Origin of the sequence: Microbulbifer celer, from assembly GCF_020991125.1 — a bacterium.
Taxonomy (GTDB): domain Bacteria; phylum Pseudomonadota; class Gammaproteobacteria; order Pseudomonadales; family Cellvibrionaceae; genus Microbulbifer; species Microbulbifer celer.
Genome location: NZ_CP087715.1, coordinates 1,988,900 through 2,008,589 on the forward strand (window position 1 = coordinate 1,988,900; position 19,690 = coordinate 2,008,589).

Consider the following 19,690-nt stretch of genomic DNA (forward strand, 5'->3'; position numbering starts at 1 on the left):
AACAAACTTATGTCCGACGAAATTCAAAGCCTGACTGCGTTATTGCAAAAGCTCAAATCGCTTACCGGCGAAAGCGAGCGCGTATCCCTGCAAAAGGTGCTGGAAGTCACCGGACGTCGGTCCTTCGCTCCTATTTTACTACTGATCGGACTGATCCTGTTCTCACCTCTGAGCGGCATACCCGGAATACCGACGTTGATGTCCATTCTGGTCCTACTGGTTGCCGTACAACTGCTGCTGGGGAGACACCACTTTTGGCTGCCGCAATGGTTGCTGCAGCGCTCGATGCAAACAGAAAAAGTGCGCAAAGCGATCAAAGCACTTCAGAAGCCGGCCGCTCGAATTGACAATACTGTCCGCCCACGGCTGCAGTTTCTGGTGGGCCGCACGGGCACTTACCTGATCGCCACGATGTGCGGCGCCATCGCCCTGGGCCTCCCACTCATGGAAGTCATCCCCTTCTCCGCAACCCTCGCGGGGCTGGCTCTGACCATCTACGGCCTAGCTTTAATTGCCCATGACGGTTTATTGATAGTGCTTGCCTTGATTGTTACCGGGTTAGTACCGGCATTGTTAATCAGCTCTCTGCTGTAACGCCCAACCAGTGCGGATACTTTGCCACCACACCAATGGCAATCAGGTCATAAATGCCGTGCCAGATCACTACCAGCAGTAAATTGTCTGTCAGCCAGTAGATCCCCCCAAAGACAATCCCAACGACACAGGTCACTGCGAAATAAATCCACGACGCGAAGTGCATTAACCCGAACGCCACCGCGGCCACCAGGATACCGACAACGGGCGAACTGACAGCAATCAACCAGGGCTGCAGGAATCCGCGAAACAACAGTTCTTCGCACACACCCGCGGCCAGCGCGAGGATGCCGATCTGCCCCCAGGAGAAATGGCGGAAGAACGGATGCAGCGCGCGGCAGTGTTCCCGCAGGGTTGCCCCGGCGAGTGTATCCGAGCGTGTGAGCCACCAGGCGGCGACATAAGTCACGATCGCGCCCAGAAGCCCCAGCAGTACCGCCACTGCGATCCCGAGACTTTCGTTTTTCGCGCCCCACCACGACACGTCTACCGCACTCATCTGCAACCCCACGAGAGAGAGCGCCAGTGCTACGCCCTGGATTGCGAGGGCCATCCCCAGTGCTTTTACCGGGTTGATGTCGATTTTCTCCACAATGCTTCCTTTCATTCGATGGCTTTCATTCATTGACTGCAGACTCCTAGAGATCCGGGAGGAATGCTCGGCGGGGAATGCTCGGGGTAAGAACACGGAATCAGCCGCTTCTTACCTGCTTGAGTATCCCGGCTCTAGCCAAGCGGTGCAATACGACGCCGACGGGCCACTAGAGCTATCAAAGACCCCCAATTAATCGCAAAAGACTATCACCGCCATAGAAATCAATAACTTCTATCAACAAGCCCAAGCTAATAGTATTTCCCCCGTACCCGATAACCCACGCCCGAAACTCACACCCGAGACCCAGGGCAAAACTTCTCTCAGGAGATAAGGAAATATCATGGCTAACTACATCAACAGCGAAATCAAACCGTTCAACGCCAAGGCCTACCAATCTGGTGACTTCTTTGACGTGTCTGACGCGGACCTGAAAGGCAAGTGGTCTGTAGTCTTCTTCTACCCGGCGGACTTCACCTTTGTATGCCCGACCGAGCTGGGTGACCTGGCGGACAACTACGCCGAGTTCCAGAAGCTGGGCGTAGAGATCTACTCCGTATCCACCGACACCCACTTCACCCACAAAGCGTGGCACGACACCTCCGACACCATCGGCAAGATCCAATTCCCGATGATCGGCGACCCCACCGGCACCATCACCCGCAACTTCGGTGTGATGATCGAGGAAGAAGGCATCGCGGACCGCGGTACTTTCGTGATCGACCCGGAAGGCAAGATCCAGATCGTTGAGATCAACGCAGGCGGCATCGGCCGCGACGCCCAGGATCTGCTGCGCAAAATCAAAGCCGCCCAGTACGTGGCTGCCCATCCGGGTGAAGTCTGCCCGGCCAAGTGGAAGGAAGGTGAAGAGACTCTGGCGCCTTCTCTGGATCTTGTAGGCAAAATCTAAAGGTCAGTTAGATAACCGGTACATTCGAAGCATGAAAGTTGCCGGGAAGGTGCTGCTGCCGGTTACAACCTTGTGAGACCGTCTGCGGCCAGGACGGCCGCAGCCGAGCCCCAGGGATGGGTTCACGGCGTGTCTCACAAGGTTGTAACCGGCAGCAGCACCGCCACAACACCCCAAAAGCATCACACAAGAGTTTCAGGACACACCGATGTTGGACGCAAACGTAAAGAAACAACTGGACACCTATCTGCAGAATATCGTCAACCCGATCGAGATCAGTGTGTCCACCGACAGCAGCGCCAAAGCTGCTGAACTGAGCAGCCTCGCCGAAGACATTGCGGCGCTGTCAGACAAGATTGCCCTCAAGCAGGAAGACCGCAAGCGCACCCCGAGTATGGCCATTGCACCCGCCGGTGAAACCCCGCGCGTCAGCTTTGCCGGTATTCCCATGGGACACGAGTTCACCTCCCTGGTACTCGCCCTGCTGCAAGCCGGCGGCCATCCATCCAAGGCCGACCCGGAACTGCTCGAGCAAATCCGCAACATCCAGGGTGAATTCCACTTTGAAACCTATATTTCGCTGTCGTGCCAGAACTGCCCCGACGTGGTCCAGGCCCTGAACCTGATGGCGAACCTGAACCCGAACATCACCCACGAAATGATCGACGGCGCCCTGTTCCAGCAAGAGGTGGACGAGCGCCAGATCATGGCGGTACCCGCGGTCTACCTGAATGGCGAACACTTCGGCCAGGGCCGTATGGGCCTGGAAGAAATCGTGGCCAGGATTGATACCAACGCTGGAGCGCGCAAAGCCGAAGAACTGAACGAGCGCGAGCCCTACGATGTACTCGTCGTCGGCGGTGGCCCCGCCGGTGCCGCAGCGGCAATCTACGCCGCGCGCAAAGGCATCCGCACCGGACTGGTAGCCGAGCGCTTTGGTGGCCAGGTGATGGATACCGTGGGTATCGAGAACTTTATCTCCGTGCCTTACACCGAAGGCCCGAAACTGGCCGCGAGTCTGGAACAGCATGTAAAAGAGTACGGTGTGGACATCATCACCGGCCAGCGCGCAGCCGACCTGACACGCAAGCAGATGATCGAGCTGGAACTGCAAAGTGGTGCCACCCTCTTGAGTAAATCCGTAGTACTGGCCACCGGCGCCCGCTGGCGCGAACTGGGCGTGCCCGGTGAAGCCGAGTACAAGACCCGCGGTGTGGCCTACTGCCCGCACTGTGACGGCCCCTTCTTCAAGGGCAAGCACGTCGCAGTGATTGGTGGCGGCAACTCCGGTATCGAAGCGGCAATCGACCTCGCCGGTATCGTCAAGCATGTGACCGTGCTGGAATTCGCCGACACCCTGCGCGCCGATGACGTGCTGGTACGCAAGGCGCGGTCCCTGCCGAACGTGGACATCATCACCAACGCCCAGACCACCGAGATTGTCGGTGATGGAAAAAAGGTGAATGGCCTGGCGTACACCGATCGCGAGAGTGGTGAAAGCAAGAAGCTGGCGTTGGCGGGTGTCTTTGTGCAGATTGGCCTGGTGCCCAACACCGAGTTCCTGAAAGACAGCGATGTGGGAATGAACCCCATGGGCGAGATCGAGATTGACAGCCGCGGTGCCACCTCCATTCCCGGCGTCTTTGCCGCCGGTGATGCCACCACGGTGCCCTACAAGCAGATCGTAATCTCCATGGGCGCGGGCGCAACAGCGGCTCTGGGCGCCTTTGACTACCTGATCCGCTCTTCGGTCGACGAAGGTGGGACGGAACAGGAGGAAAAGCAAGAATCCCTGTCCGTAGCCAGCTGATCACGCCCGGCGAGTGATTGGAATCCCCAACCGGATGCCGGCTTCCCAGCGGTATCCGGCCCTCCCCCGGCGAGCAGCACCCCCGCTCGCCAATACTGGGAAACCTCCTCATAGCGAGGAACATCCTCAATGCTTACAGCCGGCGCCAGCCGGCTTTTTTTGCACTTTTACCGTCCTTTACTGGCCACAGCCCGCAGCCCCTGATAATGTTTCTCACTTGGAACCACCAGGTCGAGACTGGTCAAATGCTTGTCACGGGCCGGACTTATGCTCGCTTCCTAAATTTGCTTGAAACAGGAGAATCTCCTCATGCGTATTCAGTCTGTCGCACTAGCCGCTTTACTCGCTTTACCCGTATCTGCATTCGCGGACTGGCAGCTATTGGGCGATGACTCCAGTGTCAATTTCGTGTCAGTCAAGAAGTCCACCATCGCTGAAACCCATCATTTCAAAAGCCTGACAGGCTCTATCTCCGATGCTGGCCAAGCCAAATTGACCATCGACCTGGCGAGCGTGGAAACTAGTATCCCGATCCGCAACGAGCGCATGCAGAAGATGCTGTTCGAGACCGCAAAGTTCGCCAAGGCGACGATCTCTACCAACGTAGACGCGGCCAGGCTGAAGGCGCTGAAGCCGGGCGAAACCATGACCGTTGCTGCAGACGTGACCGTGGAGGTACACGGCCAGCAGCGGACCGAGAAGGCAGACCTGCAGGTGACAGGCCTCGCCGGAAATCAGGTACAGGTGACCACCAATGCCCCGATTATCGTGAATGCCGGCAACTACAAACTGCTGGAGGGGATTGAAAAGCTGCGCGAAGTGGCGGGCCTTGACAGCATCAGCCCGATCGTACCGGTGACCGCTACCCTGGTATTCAAACAGAACTGATTCTCTCCCTGCCCCACGAATGGCCCGCCTTGCGGGCCATCTTCCCGTCCGCTACTTTCCCCTTTACTAGTGACTAGTGCGATTCCCGCGATAAATCCGCTAGAATTCACGCCACTCCGGTTTCAAGCACAGGTACATAGCCCATGGCATCACTACAGGATCAGCTGCTCAAGGCAGGCCTGGTCGACGGCAAGAAAGCCAAGCAGATCAGCAAGGAAAAGCGCAAGCAGAACAAAGTGGCCAAGAAGTCTGGTGAAGTTCAGGTAGACGAGGCCAAGCAGGCCGCCGAAGAGGCGCGCGCGGCAAAGGTAGCACGTGACCGGGAACTGAACGCCCAGCGGGAAGCTGCGGCCCAGCAGAAAGCCATCGCCGCGCAGATCAAGCAGCTGATCGAGCGCAACAAGCAGTCCAAGGGTGCAAAGGGCCAGGACGATATCGCCTACCACTTCACTTTTGAAAAGAAAGTGAAAAAGATCTATGTCTCCAGCGCGGTACAGGAGCACCTGACTGCCGGTCGACTGCTGATCGTGGGCGAGGGAGAACAGTTCGAACTGGTTCCGCGGGTGATTGCCGACAAGATCGCCGAACGCAATCCAGCGATGGTGGTCCAGCCGCCGGAAAATGACACTATCGTTGAGGAAGACGATCCCTATGCGGGCTATGAAATTCCCGATGACCTGATGTGGTAAATCGCACGGTAATCGCCAGCTTGGAAGTATGATGACAGATAGCGATCCGGTCATTGCGCAGGTTGAGCGCTGGCTGCAGGATGTGGTGGTCGGGCTCAATCTCTGCCCGTTCGCGCGCAAGCCCATGCGCGCGGGGCAGATCCGTTTTGTAGTGAGCGAAGCCACAAACGATGCAGTGTTGCTGGAGGAGCTGCTGGATGAGTTCCAGGTGCTGGATCGCACTCCCTTGGAAGAAGTGGAGACCAGCCTGCTGATTCTGCCCACGCATTTGCGGGACTTCCACGATTACAATTTTTTCCTGCAAGAGGCAGAGTGGCTGTTGAAACGTCAGGGCTACGAAGGTGTATACCAGATTGCCAGCTTCCACCCCCACTACCAGTTTGCGGGCACAGATCCAGATGATGCGGAAAACCTGACCAACCGCGCCCCCTACCCCATTTTGCATACACTGCGCGAAGAGAGCCTGGAGCGCGGCCTGCAAAACTATCCGGACCCTGACAGCATTCCCCACAACAATATTTTGCGTGTGGAATCGCTCAGCGACGACGAAAAGCGGGCACTGTTCCCCTATCTGTTTTCTTGAACATTGCCATCTTCTCCGCCAGTGAAGTTTTCCCGCAATGTGGTGAATGCCTCGTATTGGGTAAAAAATATCTTGCCCGACAACTGGTCCAGAAACCCGCTTTTTGCCAGCGCATCCATTACCGGCCCTTTCACTTCCGACAGGTGGAAGCAGATTCCAGCGGTCTGTAACTGATCGTTAATGGATTCGAGGGCTTCCAGTGCACTCCAGTCAATTTCATTGATAGCGCTGCACATCAGGATCACGTGTTTCAATTCAGGAGTTGCGGCGATATCGCTGTAAATACGCTCTTCCAGAAACGCCGCGTTGGAAAACATCAGGCTTTCATCCACCCGCACACTCAGAATCTGCGGCACGGTATGTACCTGATGACGCTGGATATTGCGGAAATGCTCAGTTCCCTCCACAAGCCCCACTTCGGCAATGTGCGGTTTGGAGGTGCGATAAAGAAAAAGCACGATGGATGCCACAACGCCACAGGACACCCCGATCTCCACCCCAAACAGTAATGTGACCACAATCGTAATCATCACCGCGAAAAAATCGCTGGGCGAGTAGCGCCAGGTCTTTTGCAGAATGGAAAAGTCCACCAGCGAAAGTACCGCGACAATGATGGTTGCCGCCAGTGTGGCCTTGGGCAGATAGTAGAGATACGGGGTCAGAAACATCGCTGCCAGCGCAATCCCTATGGCGGTCATGACACTGGCCATTTGCGTTTCCGCGCCCGCGTCAAAATTCACCACCGAGCGGGAAAAGCCACCGGTTACCGGAAAACCGCCGGAAAGGCCGGATGCCATGTTCGCCGCACCGAGGCCGATCAATTCCTGATTCATATCGATTTTCTGCCGGCGCTTGGCCGCCAGGGTTTTACCCACGGAGATGGATTCCACATAACCGATGATGGAGATCATGATCGCCGGCACCATCAATTGCTGCAGCAACGTCAGGGAAAAGTTCGGCAATCCGAACGATGGCAGTCCACCGGGGATCTCCCCCACCAGTTGCACTCCCCTGCCTTCGAGATCCAGGCCGCCGGCCAGCACAATCGTGGCGATCACTCCCACCACCGGGGCGGCCTTGACCAGCAGGCTTGCGGTGTTCTCGGAAACCGACAGTCTGCGCAGCAGGGCCACCGCCCCGCCCCGAGACCAGATCAGGAAACCCACCACCGCCGTGCCCAGCACGAGCGTATAGAGGTTGATTTCTCCCATCCCCGCGAGTATCGAATGCAGGAGCTCAGGCAAATTGTCCCCGCTGGCCGCCACGCCCATCAGATGCTTGAGCTGGCTGACAGCGATCAGGATGCCAGATGCAGTGATAAACCCCGAGATGACCGGGTGCGAGAGGAAATTGGCGAGAAACCCCAGACGTAGCACCCCGAGCAGGAGCAGGAAAAGGCCCGATAACAACGCCAGCAACATGGCCGCCAGCAGGTAATCCGCAGTATTTTGCGCGGCGACCTGCCCCAGGGCGGCGGCGCTCATCAGCGATGCCACCGCAACCGGTCCCACCGACAGCGTACGGCTGCTGCCAAACAGCGCATAAGCCACCAGCGGCGCAATACTCGCATAGAGACCGACCTCAGCCGGCAACCCCGCCAGCAGCGCGTAGGCCAGCGACTGTGGAATCAGCATGATGGTGACGATCACCGCTGCCAACAGATCCTTCTGTAAGGTGGACAGCGAGTAGCCGGGCAACCAGATTGCAGCAGGCAGGAAACGGCCCAGCCAGTGTGCCGGGCCATTATTGAAAAGCGCCTTCACCCAAAGCTACTCTCAGTAAGTCACCAGCACACCGCTGATATCAAAACCCGCCCGCTGCGCAGCCTGCTGTAGCTGCTTTTTGTCGACGCCACTCAGGCATCGAGCCGCCGCCCAGAGGTTGCAGGAGCGATTACCGGTGCGACAGAAAGCGTGCACCTTCTTGCCGCTTTCGAGCAGCTTGTGAAAGGCTTCACTGTGATCCGGCTGCATCTGACCGCGTGAAAACGGAATCGCCACAAACATCATGCCGGCCCCGGTAGCAGACTGTTCCAGTTCGGCAAAAGTGGGTTGCCCCTCTGCCTCCTGTTCCGGGCGATTGCAGACGATCACTTCCACGCCGGCGTCTGCCAATGCCTGAAACTCTTCCAGCGTCGGCTCGGCGGAAACACTGACCTGCTGATCCAGAACTTTCGAATCCATAACGTCCTCACAAAAATCTCGGATTGTTTACTTCACACCGTGCGCATTCACAGCGTGTCGATCGGCACCTTCAGATACACCGTGCCATTGTCTTCAGCGGGCGGCATCTGCCCTGCGCGGATATTGACCTGAATGGAGGGAATGATCAGTCGCGGCATCCCCAGGGTCGCATCCCGCTCGGAACGCATCTTTACAAATGCATCTTCGCTCACCCCCTCGTGTAGATGGATGTTGTTCCGTTTCTGCTCGGCGACGGTGGTCTCGCACTGGTGATCCCGACTGCCATTGGGCGGATAGTCATGACACATGAACATGCGGGTGTCTTCCGGCAACGCCAGTAGCTTCTGCACCGAACGATAGAGCTTGCGCGCATCCCCTCCGGGAAAATCACAGCGGGCACTGCCCACATCCGGCAGGAACAGCGTATCGCCGACAAACAGCGCATCGCCGATCAACCAGGCCATATCGGCCGGGGTATGGCCGGGCACGTAGATCACCCGCCCTTCCAGATCACCGATGCGGAAGGTTTCCTCTTCCGCAAACAGGTGATCGAACTGGGAGCCATCCACCAGAAATTCTTTTTCCAGGTTGAAGACGTCGCGGAAGATGCCCTGCACCTCGCGGATATGATCGCCGATGGCAATCTTCCCCCCCAGCTGCTCGCGGATATACGGCGCCGCAGACAGGTGGTCAGCATGGGCGTGGGTTTCCAGCACCCACTCCACGGTGAGCTGCTTTTCCCGTACAAACGCGACTATATTTTCTGCGCCCTTGGTACTGGTGCGCCCGGATGCCTGGTCAAAGTCCAGCACCGCGTCGATCACCGCAGCGCTGCCGCCATTGCGGTCGTACACCACGTAGCTCCAGGTTTCGGTCGTGGGGTCGAGAAAGGCCTGCACAAGCGGGCAAGTGTCAGATACGGTCATGGTCGGCTCCCATCTGGCCTGAGAAGCAAAGACTAATATATGATTTTGGTATAATATAATAACCATTAGGAATATTACCAGGGCGCCGGCCTGAATGCCTCGCCCCTGCTACAAACCCTGCACCAACTCTATATTGCGCGGAGAGACTTGCCCCATGAACGTTGACTGGAACGCATTTACCCCTGAGACCGCCCTTGCCGGTGGCCTCCTGATCGGACTGGCCAGTGCCTGGCTGATCCTGATGAACGGCCGCATTGCCGGCATCTCCGGCATCCTCGGCGGCTTGCTGGACAATGACCGCGACCAAAGTAACAGCCGCGGCTGGCAGCTCGCGTTTCTGCTCGGACTGCTCGCCGGTCCGGCCATCTGGGTTCTGTTTCACGCCCTGCCAACCATTGAAATACGCGCGAGTTATCCGATGTTGATTGCTGCAGGCCTGCTCGTGGGCATCGGCACCCGCTATGCCTCCGGCTGCACCAGCGGACACGGTGTATGTGGCCTGTCACGACTGTCTCCGCGCTCTCTCGCCGCCACCCTCGCATTTATGGGGGGCGGCTTTGCCACTGTTTATGTTATCCGCCACCTGATGGGAGCCGCGTAAACCCATGAATAAAGTAACAATCTCTGCCTTCGTATCCGGCCTGATTTTCAGCTTCGGGCTGTTACTTTCCGGCATGGCTAACCCGGAAAAGGTGCTCGGGTTCCTTGATCTGTTCGGCGCCTGGGATCCTTCGCTGGGGCTGGTCATGGGGGGCGCCATCGCGGTCGGTCTGCCGGCCTTTCTGGTGGCCAAGAAACGGGCAGTCGCGATATTGGGCGACCCCATACGGTTACCCACCAAGCGCACACTGGATCGCCGCCTGATCCTCGGTAGCCTGGTATTCGGTATCGGCTGGGGTATCGCCGGGTTTTGCCCGGGGCCGGGCATTGTGGCCACCGGCGCAGGGGAAGCCGGAGCGGTGACCTTCGTGCTGGCGATGGTGGCAGGCATGCTGGCGTTCCGATGGTTGGAGAACCGTCACAGCAGCGCTCGTTGAGCCGCCTGCGGTGGCGGTCGGTAATCGGTTCGTCACGGGTCCCACACCAGAGGCTATCCTGATGATGTCCATCCAGCCTCTGGCATCTAACTGCGCGAGCAATGCGGCTAAACCGAATCGTCCCCAAATGGATTAAAAACTACCAGCGCCAGTGGCTGCACGCCGATATGACCGCAGCCCTGGTCTCCGGCATGCTGCTGGTTCCGCAGGGGCTCGCCTATGCCCTGCTCGCGGGCCTGCCGCCACATGTCGGGCTATACGCCAGCCTGATTCCGCTGATTGCGTACGCGACTTTTGGCAGCAGCAGTGCCATGTCCGTGGGGCCCGCCGCGGTACTTTCCCTGATGACGGTTTCCGCCCTATCACCGCTGGCAGCTGTGGGGAGCCCGGAATACATCACTGCCGCCATCATGTTGACGCTGCTAAGCGGCGTATTCCTCTTTGCCATGGGGCTTTTCAAGCTTGGCGCCCTATCCAACCTGCTGAGCCACCCGGTCATCAATGGCTTTGTCTCCGGCGCCGCCGCATTGATTATTGTCGGACAGTTGCCGGCAATCCTGGGCGTGGAGGCCGACGGGGAAACCGCCTCGGTCAAGCTGTTTCACGTAATTGAAAACCTGCCGCAAGCGCACATCCCCACGATGGCATTCGGAATCGCCACGGCGATACTGCTGATTACCAGCCGTCTGTGGTTGCCGATTACGCTATTCCGCCTGGGTGTACCGAAGCAGATCGCGCGGCTGTCTGCGCGGCTGATGCCGATGTTATTGGTGCTCTGCGCCATTGGACTGGTGCACTGGTTCAAACTCGAAGACAAACTCGTCATCGTCGGGAATATCCCCTCAGGGCTGCCCAAGCTTATTCTGCCCGGGTTCGACGGCGGGCTGATCTATCAGTTACTGCTGCCAGCACTGATTATTGCGCTGCTGGGGTTTGTTGAGAGTCTGTCCATTGCCCAGTCGTTGGCGGCCCGCCGCGGCGAGCGGCTCAATGCTGATGGAGAGCTGCTGGGGCTCGGCGCAGCGAATATCACCAGCGCAATCTCCGGAGGGCTTCCAGTAGCCGGCAGCTTTTCTCGTACCGCTGTCAATGCGGAAGCCGGAGCGGTCTCCCCGCTGGCGGGGGTCTTGGCAGCGCTTTTGATGATTCCGATACTGCTGTACCTCACTGACCTCTTCAGCAAATTACCACTCACCGTGTTGGCCGCTATCATCATCGTCGCCGCCGCAGGGCTGTTTGATTTTCGCGGCTTCATTCACAACTGGCGCTATGACCGCACGGATGGCATCGCCATGGCCTGCACGTTTGCCGGGGTACTGCTTTTTGGTGTAGAGGTCGGTATCGCCCTAGGCATCGGATTGTCTTTTGCCACCTTGATCTGGCGCAGCAGTCGGCCGCACATTGCGGTGGTGGGGCGGGTGCCCGGTACCGAGCATTTTCGCAATGTGCTGCGCCACGATGTGGAGACCCAGAGTGATCTGCTTTTTCTTCGCATCGATGAAAGCCTGTTCTTCAACAATATCAGCGCAGTGGAGGACCGCCTCCTCAGTGAGCTCAAACGGCATCCGGCCACCAGGGAACTAGTACTGATACTGTCCTCTGTCAGCCGTATCGACGGAACCGCGCTGGAGCGGCTGCATCAGATCAACAAGGACCTGAGAAGTCGAGATATCCGCCTGCATATGGCGGAAGTGAAAGGACCGGTACTGGACCGTCTGAGCCGATCAAAACTGCTGGAGAAACTGACCGGGCGCATCTTCCTCTCGGCATACATCGCGGAGCTGGCGCTGCTGCACGGGGAAGATCCCGCTGCCGCAGCCGACACTGCGACTTAGCAGCCCCTCATAACCCGCGCCACAGAACAGCTGTTTTGCTGCACGACTGTACCCCCCGGCCGGATACTGGCAAAATATCCAGTATTTGGAAGCGGTACGGGCAAACCATGTCAGGCAGCGAGTCCACCCTTACGGAAGAACAACAGGCGATTGCCAACCATGCCGGTGGACATGCCAAGATCATTGCCGTCGCCGGCTCCGGCAAGACCACCGCGCTACTGCACTACATTAAAAACCGGTTGGCGGCGGGAACAGATCCCGGCCGGATGCTGGTAGTGATGTACAACCGCAGTGCGCGCGAAGACTTCAGCAAGCGCCTGCAGCAACTGTGCGCAGATGCCGACACCGGCAATCCGCACGCGGGGCTCGGCGTGCAGACATTTCACAGCCTCGGGTACCGCCTTTACCAGCGCATGATGCGCCGCGGTCATATTGCACAGGCCAATCTTACTCCCCTGCCGCAGTCCCTGGTCCAGTTACAGATCTGGAAAGCGATCGAGGCTTGTGCACCACCGGAAGAACTTGAAGATATCCGTGCACGCAAACAATCGGAAACAGAAGCCGCTGAATTTTTTATCGACTATACCAAAACCATTCTCACCGGAGATCTCAGCGCGTTTGAGCAACTCGGCCTCGACGATCGCTATATGTATTTCCTTAAAGTGTTCCGCCAGTTCGAGCGCTGGCGTCAGGAACAGAGTGCGGTTACCTACGCAGACCTGATTTACGATCCGGCAATGGTGTTCAGTATGCGCCCGGATATCGCCGAATCCTACGGTAGCTTCTATGAAGATATCCTGGTCGATGAATACCAGGACATCAATGAGATCCAGCACTTTCTATTGCGAGTGATTTATGGGAAATCCGGCAACGTTATCGCCATTGGCGATCCCGATCAGACCATTTACGAGTGGCGGGGCTCGCGGCCGGCTTTTTTGCTGCGACTATTTGACGGCGACTTCCCGCCGTCCAATGTCTATCGCCTGAGCCAAACTTTCCGCTACGGACACACCCTGTCATTGGCCGCAAACCACTTCATCCAGAACAACCGCGAGCGCGCAGACATGCTGTGTGTTTCCGGCAGGCGTGAGGCGGAAACCGATATTCAGCAAGTGGCCACCGACAACGAAGGAAAGTGGCTGGTTGAACAGGTGCGCCACTGCCAGCGCGAGGGGCATGCACTATCAGAAATTGCCGTGCTGGTACGCCTCTGGTCACTGGCCGCACCGCTGGAACTGGCACTGCTGGCCAACCATGTTCCTTACCGCTCTGGCAGCCGCAACACGGTACTCTCAAGACGAGAGTTGCGACCGCTGTTCTGGAGCCTGAATATAGCCGCCGGACGCTTCGCGGAACTACCACAACAGCGTCGCAGCAAGGGACTGTATGAATGGCTTACGGCACCGCATATCCGGATTGCCCGCGCAGTCCTTGAGCCGTTGTGCGACAGGCTGGCAGAACAAAAGAGCGGCTGGGGTAAGGCAATGATGCAACTGGCCCCGGAATCCCTGAGCAAGCCCCAGTACAAACGTTTACGACAGCGGGCGGAATTGCTGACGCAGGTGGAAAAATGGCGCGGTCATGGCGGCGAGCTATTGCGACGACAGCTGAGCGACCTGGACTATCTGAGCGGCATTGCCGAAGACGCCTTCAATCGCCAGCAAGGAGAAGAACGGCAGCAGACCATTCTCGCCTTCTGCCAGTATCTGGATGGGCTGAGAATGCCGCCGAAGGAAACCCTGGAGCATCTACAGCAATTACAGGAACAACACCAGCAACAGGAAAAGACCAGCGACAACACTCCCTCCGATGCAATCCAGATAACCACCATGCATCAGGCCAAGGGACTGGAATGGGATCAGGTCATAATCCCCTCCCTCACCGACCAGAATATGCCGTATCAACCCCAGCGGGATTTCTCTACCCCGGCCTCCACCGAAAGCGAGCGCCGCCTGATGTATGTGGCCATGACCCGGGCACGCAAGCGCCTGTACCTGCTCACTCCGAAAACCACCGCGGAGCGCCCCGGATCACAACCAGAGAAGCGCCTTCCCGTAGAGGCTCAAAATGAACAGAAGCCCTCGCTGTTTCTGGACGAGATGCACATTCCCCTGTGCCGCCTGCTGGGCGATGCCCTGATTGAGAAACCGGGGGACATCACCACGCAGGTACCGGTCACCCGGCTGGCAATGCGCTATATGAGCGCGTGTGATTACAACCCCGAAATCAATGCACCACGGGCTACCCAGCGACGGCCAGCCATCGGCGACAGTGTGCGGCACCAGAAACTGGGATACGGGCGGGTTACCAAGTGGGAGGATGAGCGGGTGGAAATTCTGTTCAGCGACCGCAAAAGCCGTCGCTTCGATTGGGAGAAGCTATCTCAGTTCCTGATATAACCGACATCAACCCTGTCAACGCCGAAGTGCCAACATGCAGACGGCCGCCATTGATCTCCATGACTGACTTCAATTATCCCGCTGTGCAGACACCTCACTGGCGAATTGCTGGCTGACATTGAAAAACAGGGCATATTCATCCCCGGATTCGGGGTCCCGCACCTGCATTTTGTCGTAGACACCATGATCGTCATAGACCACAGACTGGTCCAGCACTTGCAGTCCTTTCAAGCGTACGAACCCGCGCAACTCTGAGGAACTGATGGTACGGAAAGCACTTTCCTGTGTGCGCCCATCGCCGCTGCGCTCGATGGAGGCCATCAACCCCTCCACCATATAGCGGTGGCTGTCTTCCCGATCAAAATGCCCTTCCCGACTGCTGCAGACGATACCAATCATGTGCGCTTCCAGGCTCATATAATTTTCTTCCAACACCTTGTCGAGATGCCCCAGACAGCGATCAAAGTCTCCCTCCTGTACAGACTGGTACGCCTCAGGCAAGCCCGCAACCTCCATGCCGCCGCGCGGATTATATTCAGGCGATGCAACATAGGCTGCTCGCAGCCGGTCAAAATCCAGCGTGAAAGACAGTGCAAACGCTTCTGCGAGCAAACGACGATACTCGCTCTGGGGCGCCTTCTGCACGACGGTGTCGGGCGCGGGCGTACTTTGCTGCCCAGCGCACGCTGCGAGTAGCGCAGCGGTTACCAATAGCATGAATATTCTCAGGGATCTACGAAGGATCATTACCATTACTCGCTTCCGGTGCCGATTTTACTTTAATACCAAAAAGGCGTTTTTGTTCTGAAACTGCCAACTGGGTTCTCGGGCGCATGAATGCACGCAATTTATCGCGTTCCCACATGGCATCCTGATACCCGAGCTCCACCAGCTCCCCCAGATATGGCTTTTCGAACAGCAGGTAACTGGCCGCAGAAGCGCCACCGCCGGAACTTGTGGCGCCAGTCGAGCGGAACAACCAGCGCAGCGCTGGTGGTAAATACCGCACCTTGCGCCCCGCCAGACGGTCCAGACTCTGGCTGGGTTCGATCACCGCAGACTCTACCGGGCGCAAGGGGGCAAGACCTTCGAGACTTTCACCGTCCACGGCATCGAGCAACAGGTTGACCCGATCGAGGTGCTCCAGATCCCCCTCCAGGCTGTCGATAAAAGCCGCATTAAAAAGCTGACCCGCAACCTGCGCAATAGATGGCGAATGCTTCGCCACATGCCGGCGCTTACCCCAGTGTATCGGCGACCGGTTATCGGAGACACCCACCACAAACACCCGGCTGGCGCCCATATGCAGTGCGGGACTAATCGGCGCCAACTGGCGCACGGCGCCATCGCCGAAATACTCGTCGCCAATTTTCACTGTCGGGAATAACGTGGGGATGGCCGCCGACGCCATCAGATGATCAACCGTGAGCTTGGTCCGCTCACCGCAACGACGGAATCTACGCCATTCAGCCAGCTCCTCAGTCCCCTGAAAAAAGCTGACGGACTCGCCCTGGCTATAGGACATGGCATTCACACAAACGGCGCGCAAATGCTCTTCATCAATGTTGCGCTGGATATTCTCAAATGGGATCAGATCCGTAACCAGCTCGCGTAAAGGCGTGTTATCCAGCAACGCCAGGGGTTTGCGCCGCGCCACCCCCTGATTAAAGAGGGAGCGGGTAATGGTGAACATATTGCCCAGCAGACTACCCCAGTTGCTGCGGTAAATATCGTGCACCGTCAGTCCCATCCACAAATCGCACAGCCGCTCCACGGCTTCCTTGAAGGGCCCCATGTAACTGGCGAGCAGCAGTGCATTCACTGCACCGGCGGAGGTACCGCAGATGATTTTAAAGGGGTAGGGTTCACTTTCCGGTGTCAACTCAGCGAGCGCCTTGAGCACACCCACCTGATAGGCGGCCCGCGCACCGCCACCGGAGAGCACCAGTGCGCCGGCGTCGGTATTCAGTAAAGGCTGGGGGGGGAGCGACGTCTTCGTTGACAAGGTTTGCTACCGGGTCTGTGTGCTGCGGAACAGGTGCATCTTCCATCGAGAAACAGCTGGAAATGGTCCCATTTCAATTTTATTCAAGTATCTTCAGCATAGCAGCCCGGGCGCGACTCAAATAGGTTTCTGGTCACACTTTGAATGGCGATGGCGATGGTAACAGTGCTCAGAAAATCAACGCGCCATATCGACCACATAGCGCCCGATACCATGCCCGCGGTGTAAGCGCGCAAGAAATTCCGGTGCCTGTTCGAGAGAAATATCCTCGGCGATTGCTTCCAGCTGGTCGCCGATGTACCAATCCCCGGCAAGCTTTTCCCACATCGCAGATTTCTTTGTCAGGGGGAGCTCAACGCTGTCTACCCCGAGCAAGCTGATCCCACGCAAAATAAACGGGAATACATTGGCCTGGAACTGCGCCCCGGAAGCCATTCCGCAGGCGGCCACGCCGCCACCATAAGCGAGCGCTTTGATCACATTGAACAGCGTTTCACCACCGACGGTGTCCACCGCCCAGGCCCACAGCGGCTTGGCAATAGCCTTGCTGGCAAACGGCACCAGGGTTTCCCGATCGAGCACTTTCCAGGCACCAAGGCCGGTGAGAAACTCTGCCGACTCCAGCTTACCGGTGACTGCAGCCACCCGGAAACCGAGCTTGGCCAGTAGGGCAACCGCAATAGACCCCACACCGCCAGTGGCGCCCGTCACCAGAACCTCGCCGTCATTCGGGCTGGCCCCGGCCTCCAACAGCTTCTCAACGCACAAGGCAGCGGTAAGCCCCGCTGTACCCAGTATCATCGATTCGCGGGCACTGAGGGCTGCCGGGAGCCGCGCAACCCACTCTGTCGGGACGGCAATGCGCTCGGCGAGCCCGCCGGCGGTATTCATGCCGAGGTCGTAGCCGGTAACCAACACCGTATCTCCCGGATGAAAGGTGCCGGTACGATCTTCCAGCACCTCACCAACGGCGTCGATACCCGGGGTATGAGGGTATTCCCGCGTTACGCCACGATTACCAAAGGCGGACAACGCATCTTTGTAGTTCAGGCAGGAATGCGTAACCGCGACCTGCACCGGATTATCCGGCAGACAGGAGAGCGCGCGCTCCACGATGGACTGATCAAATTTACCAGCCGCGACTTCTTCCACCAGCATGGCGCGATAGAACGCTTTTGACTCAAGCTCGGTCATTGACTCTCCCACTTCCCTGTATCTCTGTATAAACCGGCCCGACTGATCGCGCCGCGCTTACTGGGCTTGGCTTACTGGGCTTGGCTTACTGGGCTTGGTGGCGCCACGCTGCAAGGCGAGAGAAGAGTCTCGCCAGAGCGGACTCGACCCCGGTCTGCGCGGCCAGGCCAAACTTCTTGGCAATATTCTGGCGCTCCTTGTACTCCACCTGGAACAGGTCTGCCTGCTTGGCCTGCGCGGTGAGGTATTCATCGGAGGTTTTGATTTCATCCACCAGGTTCAAGTCCAGCGCGCGCTGACCAAACCAGACCTCACCGGTTGCCACCTTTGCAACATCCAGCTGTGGCCGATATTCGGAAACGAAGTGCTGGAACAGGGTGTGAATCTCTTCCAGGTCGCTCTGAAACTTCTCTTTACCTTCCTCGGTATTTTCACCAAACATGGTCACCGTACGCTTGTACTCGCCGGCAGTGAACATTTCAAAATCAACATCATTGCGCTGCAACAGTCGATGGAAATTGGGAAGTTGCGCCACGACACCGATAGACCCGAGCATGGCGAAGGGAGCAGCCAGAATCCGGTCTGCAACACAGGCCATCATGTAGCCACCGCTGGCCGCCACTTTATCGACCACTATGGTAAGTTTTACGCCGGCACTGCGCACCCGTGCCAACTGGCTTGCAGCCAGGCCATAATTGGCCACCATGCCGCCGGGACTCTCAAGGCAAACAACGACTTCATCTTCGCTACCGGCAATCTGCAGAATGGAGGTAATCTCTTCGCGCAGATTGCTGAGCGCGCTGGCTTTGATATCCCCATCAAACCGCACTACGAACAGACGCTTACGCCCCTCGACACGCCCTTCTCCCGCCGAAACGATAGACACGGGCTGCGTCTCGTCTCCGGCTTCGGCGTCCGCCTCAGCCTGCTCGGGCGGCACAGCCTCTGTCGCCGATGGCACCTGCTCGCTCGAGCCCTCAGACTTCCGCGCCTTGGACGCGGCTTTCAATTCGGCTTTGCGTTTTTTCGCCGCAGCCTTCTCCTCGGCCTTTTTCTCTTTGGCGTGAAGCTTCTTGCGCTGAGAGTACTCCCCACTGTCCATCACCGCTTCGAGCAGGGTTTCTTTCATATCCTCATACAGATCATTGAGGCGGGTCACCACAATATGGCCCGGTTGACGGTCTCTTATCTGCGAGCGATTGGCAATCACAAACCCGATCACCAATAAAATCGCCACCACTACCGTCACGACCTTGGCCAGGAACAGGCCATATTCACTAAGAAACTCCACTAAACCCCCAATTCCCAATTCAATCATTCAGGTCAACTTTTCTATTGTCGACCCCATAAAGTAATTATCTATTACTGCCATGCATTCAGTGCTGACTCAGCCTGCCGATTCAGGGGGCGCGCCAGAAGCCCGGTGTGGGTGATGCGCACCTCGTAAACCGCTCCATCTTCCATTGGCAGGAAAGTCGCGCTGCCATACACCGCGTCCACAATGGGTATCCTGCTGTCCATTCCCCGCAGCATTTGCCACACGTCCACACCATGGTCACTTTGCGAGAGTGCGTGCACCGAACGCTCTTTTGTACGCTCATCCTGCAAGGTAAGGTAGCGGCCACTGAGCCGGTCAAGTCTATAGGCAGGTTCAATCCCCCAACGGGCCAGAGGCCCCTTCCACTTGAGCATTCTCGCGTCCAGTTGCCACTGGTCACCACGCAACTCAAAGTTTTGTGACACGCCGTCCTCATCGGAAAACTTTACTTTATAGTGCTGCGAGTCCACTTTTTCAAAGGAAACCGTACCGACACCATGCTCGTCTGCCAGGTTGCGATAACTGTAGACATCCAGCGCCACCAGTACAATCAACAGCGCTCCGCCCAACAGCACCAGCCCCAGGGCACCGCGCAGGAAGCCGAAGAACCAGTTGCCTTTCAGTAGCACTTTACCCCCCCAGAAAATCAACAGGACGGCAGTCAGTGCGATGATAAAAGTAATGGCAATATACATTGTTGTTGTACCTGACTGGTTATACCCGGATG

The 19,690-nt window shown here is 57.6% G+C and carries 19 protein-coding genes; 10 read left to right on the forward strand and 9 right to left on the reverse strand.

Annotated elements, in window-relative coordinates:
• Positions 1–9 precede the first annotated feature (9 nt).
• The gene (locus tag LPW13_RS08330) at positions 10–594 is read left to right on the forward strand and encodes an exopolysaccharide biosynthesis protein (RefSeq protein WP_230438971.1); all 585 of its coding nucleotides are present in this window, start codon (positions 10–12) and stop codon (positions 592–594) included.
• Here LPW13_RS08330 and LPW13_RS08335 read toward each other — a convergent pair.
• Positions 578–1,201: a CPBP family intramembrane glutamic endopeptidase gene (locus LPW13_RS08335; protein ID WP_230438972.1), complete on the reverse strand. Its 624-nt coding sequence runs from the start codon at positions 1,199–1,201 to the stop codon at positions 578–580. The genes LPW13_RS08330 and LPW13_RS08335 overlap by 17 nt on opposite strands.
• 328 nt (positions 1,202–1,529) lie before the next feature.
• On the opposite strand from LPW13_RS08335, the gene ahpC reads away from it, so the two are divergent.
• The 5 genes from ahpC (at position 1,530) to LPW13_RS08360 (ending at position 6,066) form a co-directional block, all read left to right on the forward strand.
• The gene (ahpC, locus tag LPW13_RS08340; RefSeq protein WP_078083780.1) at positions 1,530–2,096 is read left to right on the forward strand and encodes an alkyl hydroperoxide reductase subunit C; all 567 of its coding nucleotides are present in this window, start codon (positions 1,530–1,532) and stop codon (positions 2,094–2,096) included.
• Between the two features lie 208 nt (positions 2,097–2,304).
• Positions 2,305–3,906, forward strand: coding sequence for an alkyl hydroperoxide reductase subunit F (gene ahpF, locus LPW13_RS08345; protein WP_230438973.1), 1,602 nt, complete (start codon positions 2,305–2,307; stop codon positions 3,904–3,906).
• A 309-nt stretch (positions 3,907–4,215) separates the two neighbouring features.
• On the forward strand, positions 4,216–4,794 hold the full coding sequence (locus LPW13_RS08350) for a YceI family protein (protein ID WP_230438974.1): 579 nt from the start codon (positions 4,216–4,218) through the stop codon (positions 4,792–4,794).
• Between the two features lie 143 nt (positions 4,795–4,937).
• Entirely contained in the window at positions 4,938–5,483 is a 546-nt protein-coding gene (locus LPW13_RS08355) for a DUF2058 domain-containing protein (RefSeq protein ID WP_230438975.1), read from the forward strand.
• Between the two features lie 28 nt (positions 5,484–5,511).
• Positions 5,512–6,066: a DUF1415 domain-containing protein gene (locus LPW13_RS08360; RefSeq protein ID WP_230438976.1), complete on the forward strand. Its 555-nt coding sequence runs from the start codon at positions 5,512–5,514 to the stop codon at positions 6,064–6,066.
• On the opposite strand, the gene LPW13_RS08365 is transcribed toward LPW13_RS08360, so the two are convergent.
• Genes LPW13_RS08365 through LPW13_RS08375 form a run of 3 tightly spaced genes read right to left on the reverse strand, consistent with a single transcriptional unit; the run spans position 6,051 to position 9,175 of the window.
• Positions 6,051–7,829, reverse strand: a complete 1,779-nt coding sequence (locus LPW13_RS08365) for a SulP family inorganic anion transporter (protein WP_230438977.1) — start codon at positions 7,827–7,829, stop codon at positions 6,051–6,053. The genes LPW13_RS08360 and LPW13_RS08365 overlap by 16 nt on opposite strands.
• A gap of 12 nt (positions 7,830–7,841) precedes the next feature.
• On the reverse strand, positions 7,842–8,249 hold the full coding sequence (locus LPW13_RS08370; protein ID WP_230438978.1) for a TIGR01244 family sulfur transferase: 408 nt from the start codon (positions 8,247–8,249) through the stop codon (positions 7,842–7,844).
• A 47-nt stretch (positions 8,250–8,296) separates the two neighbouring features.
• A complete protein-coding gene (locus LPW13_RS08375) occupies positions 8,297–9,175 on the reverse strand; it encodes an MBL fold metallo-hydrolase (RefSeq protein ID WP_230438979.1) in 879 nt (292 codons plus the stop codon).
• 154 nt (positions 9,176–9,329) lie between these two features.
• Between LPW13_RS08375 and LPW13_RS08380 the strand changes: the two genes are divergently transcribed.
• From LPW13_RS08380 to LPW13_RS08395, 4 genes are all read left to right on the forward strand, one after another.
• On the forward strand, positions 9,330–9,776 hold the full coding sequence (locus tag LPW13_RS08380) for a YeeE/YedE family protein (RefSeq protein ID WP_230438980.1): 447 nt from the start codon (positions 9,330–9,332) through the stop codon (positions 9,774–9,776).
• Positions 9,777–9,780: 4 nt separating this feature from the next.
• Positions 9,781–10,212, forward strand: coding sequence for a YeeE/YedE family protein (locus LPW13_RS08385; RefSeq protein WP_230438981.1), 432 nt, complete (start codon positions 9,781–9,783; stop codon positions 10,210–10,212).
• A gap of 101 nt (positions 10,213–10,313) precedes the next feature.
• A complete protein-coding gene (locus LPW13_RS08390) occupies positions 10,314–12,047 on the forward strand; it encodes a SulP family inorganic anion transporter (protein ID WP_230438982.1) in 1,734 nt (577 codons plus the stop codon).
• A gap of 107 nt (positions 12,048–12,154) precedes the next feature.
• A complete protein-coding gene (locus LPW13_RS08395; RefSeq protein WP_230438983.1) occupies positions 12,155–14,446 on the forward strand; it encodes an ATP-dependent helicase in 2,292 nt (763 codons plus the stop codon).
• Between the two features lie 69 nt (positions 14,447–14,515).
• Here the strand turns inward: LPW13_RS08395 and LPW13_RS08400 are convergent, their stop codons facing one another.
• The 5 genes from LPW13_RS08400 to LPW13_RS08420 all read right to left on the reverse strand — a co-directional run bounded on the left by LPW13_RS08400 (position 14,516) and on the right by LPW13_RS08420 (position 19,658).
• Positions 14,516–15,163: a DUF4919 domain-containing protein gene (locus LPW13_RS08400; RefSeq protein WP_230438984.1), complete on the reverse strand. Its 648-nt coding sequence runs from the start codon at positions 15,161–15,163 to the stop codon at positions 14,516–14,518.
• A gap of 16 nt (positions 15,164–15,179) precedes the next feature.
• Positions 15,180–16,451 carry a patatin-like phospholipase family protein gene (locus tag LPW13_RS08405; RefSeq protein WP_230438985.1) on the reverse strand — a complete coding sequence of 424 codons (1,272 nt, stop codon included), beginning with the start codon at positions 16,449–16,451 and terminating at the stop codon, positions 15,180–15,182.
• Positions 16,452–16,628: 177 nt separating this feature from the next.
• A complete protein-coding gene (locus tag LPW13_RS08410) occupies positions 16,629–17,645 on the reverse strand; it encodes a YhdH/YhfP family quinone oxidoreductase (RefSeq protein WP_230438986.1) in 1,017 nt (338 codons plus the stop codon).
• A gap of 85 nt (positions 17,646–17,730) precedes the next feature.
• Positions 17,731–18,936: a protease SohB gene (gene sohB / locus LPW13_RS08415; RefSeq protein WP_230438987.1), complete on the reverse strand. Its 1,206-nt coding sequence runs from the start codon at positions 18,934–18,936 to the stop codon at positions 17,731–17,733.
• Positions 18,937–19,007: 71 nt separating this feature from the next.
• On the reverse strand, positions 19,008–19,658 hold the full coding sequence (locus tag LPW13_RS08420; protein ID WP_230438988.1) for a cation/multidrug efflux pump: 651 nt from the start codon (positions 19,656–19,658) through the stop codon (positions 19,008–19,010).
• Between the last annotated feature and the right edge of the window lie 32 nt (positions 19,659–19,690).

Bases quoted from the DNA above. Each gene is read 5' to 3' on its own strand.
- LPW13_RS08330 (WP_230438971.1), top strand. From the start codon at position 10: ATGTCCGACGAAATTCAAAGCCTGACTGCGTTATTGCAAAAGCTCAAA.
- LPW13_RS08335 (WP_230438972.1), bottom strand. From the start codon at position 1,201: ATGAAAGGAAGCATTGTGGAGAAAATCGACATCAACCCGGTAAAAGCA.
- ahpC (WP_078083780.1), top strand. From the start codon at position 1,530: ATGGCTAACTACATCAACAGCGAAATCAAACCGTTCAACGCCAAGGCC.
- ahpF (WP_230438973.1), top strand. From the start codon at position 2,305: ATGTTGGACGCAAACGTAAAGAAACAACTGGACACCTATCTGCAGAAT.
- LPW13_RS08350 (WP_230438974.1), top strand. From the start codon at position 4,216: ATGCGTATTCAGTCTGTCGCACTAGCCGCTTTACTCGCTTTACCCGTA.
- LPW13_RS08355 (WP_230438975.1), top strand. From the start codon at position 4,938: ATGGCATCACTACAGGATCAGCTGCTCAAGGCAGGCCTGGTCGACGGC.
- LPW13_RS08360 (WP_230438976.1), top strand. From the start codon at position 5,512: ATGATGACAGATAGCGATCCGGTCATTGCGCAGGTTGAGCGCTGGCTG.
- LPW13_RS08370 (WP_230438978.1), bottom strand. From the start codon at position 8,249: ATGGATTCGAAAGTTCTGGATCAGCAGGTCAGTGTTTCCGCCGAGCCG.
- LPW13_RS08375 (WP_230438979.1), bottom strand. From the start codon at position 9,175: ATGACCGTATCTGACACTTGCCCGCTTGTGCAGGCCTTTCTCGACCCC.
- LPW13_RS08380 (WP_230438980.1), top strand. From the start codon at position 9,330: ATGAACGTTGACTGGAACGCATTTACCCCTGAGACCGCCCTTGCCGGT.
- LPW13_RS08385 (WP_230438981.1), top strand. From the start codon at position 9,781: ATGAATAAAGTAACAATCTCTGCCTTCGTATCCGGCCTGATTTTCAGC.
- LPW13_RS08390 (WP_230438982.1), top strand. From the start codon at position 10,314: ATGCGGCTAAACCGAATCGTCCCCAAATGGATTAAAAACTACCAGCGC.
- LPW13_RS08395 (WP_230438983.1), top strand. From the start codon at position 12,155: ATGTCAGGCAGCGAGTCCACCCTTACGGAAGAACAACAGGCGATTGCC.
- LPW13_RS08400 (WP_230438984.1), bottom strand. From the start codon at position 15,163: ATGCTATTGGTAACCGCTGCGCTACTCGCAGCGTGCGCTGGGCAGCAA.
- LPW13_RS08410 (WP_230438986.1), bottom strand. From the start codon at position 17,645: ATGACCGAGCTTGAGTCAAAAGCGTTCTATCGCGCCATGCTGGTGGAA.
- LPW13_RS08420 (WP_230438988.1), bottom strand. From the start codon at position 19,658: ATGTATATTGCCATTACTTTTATCATCGCACTGACTGCCGTCCTGTTG.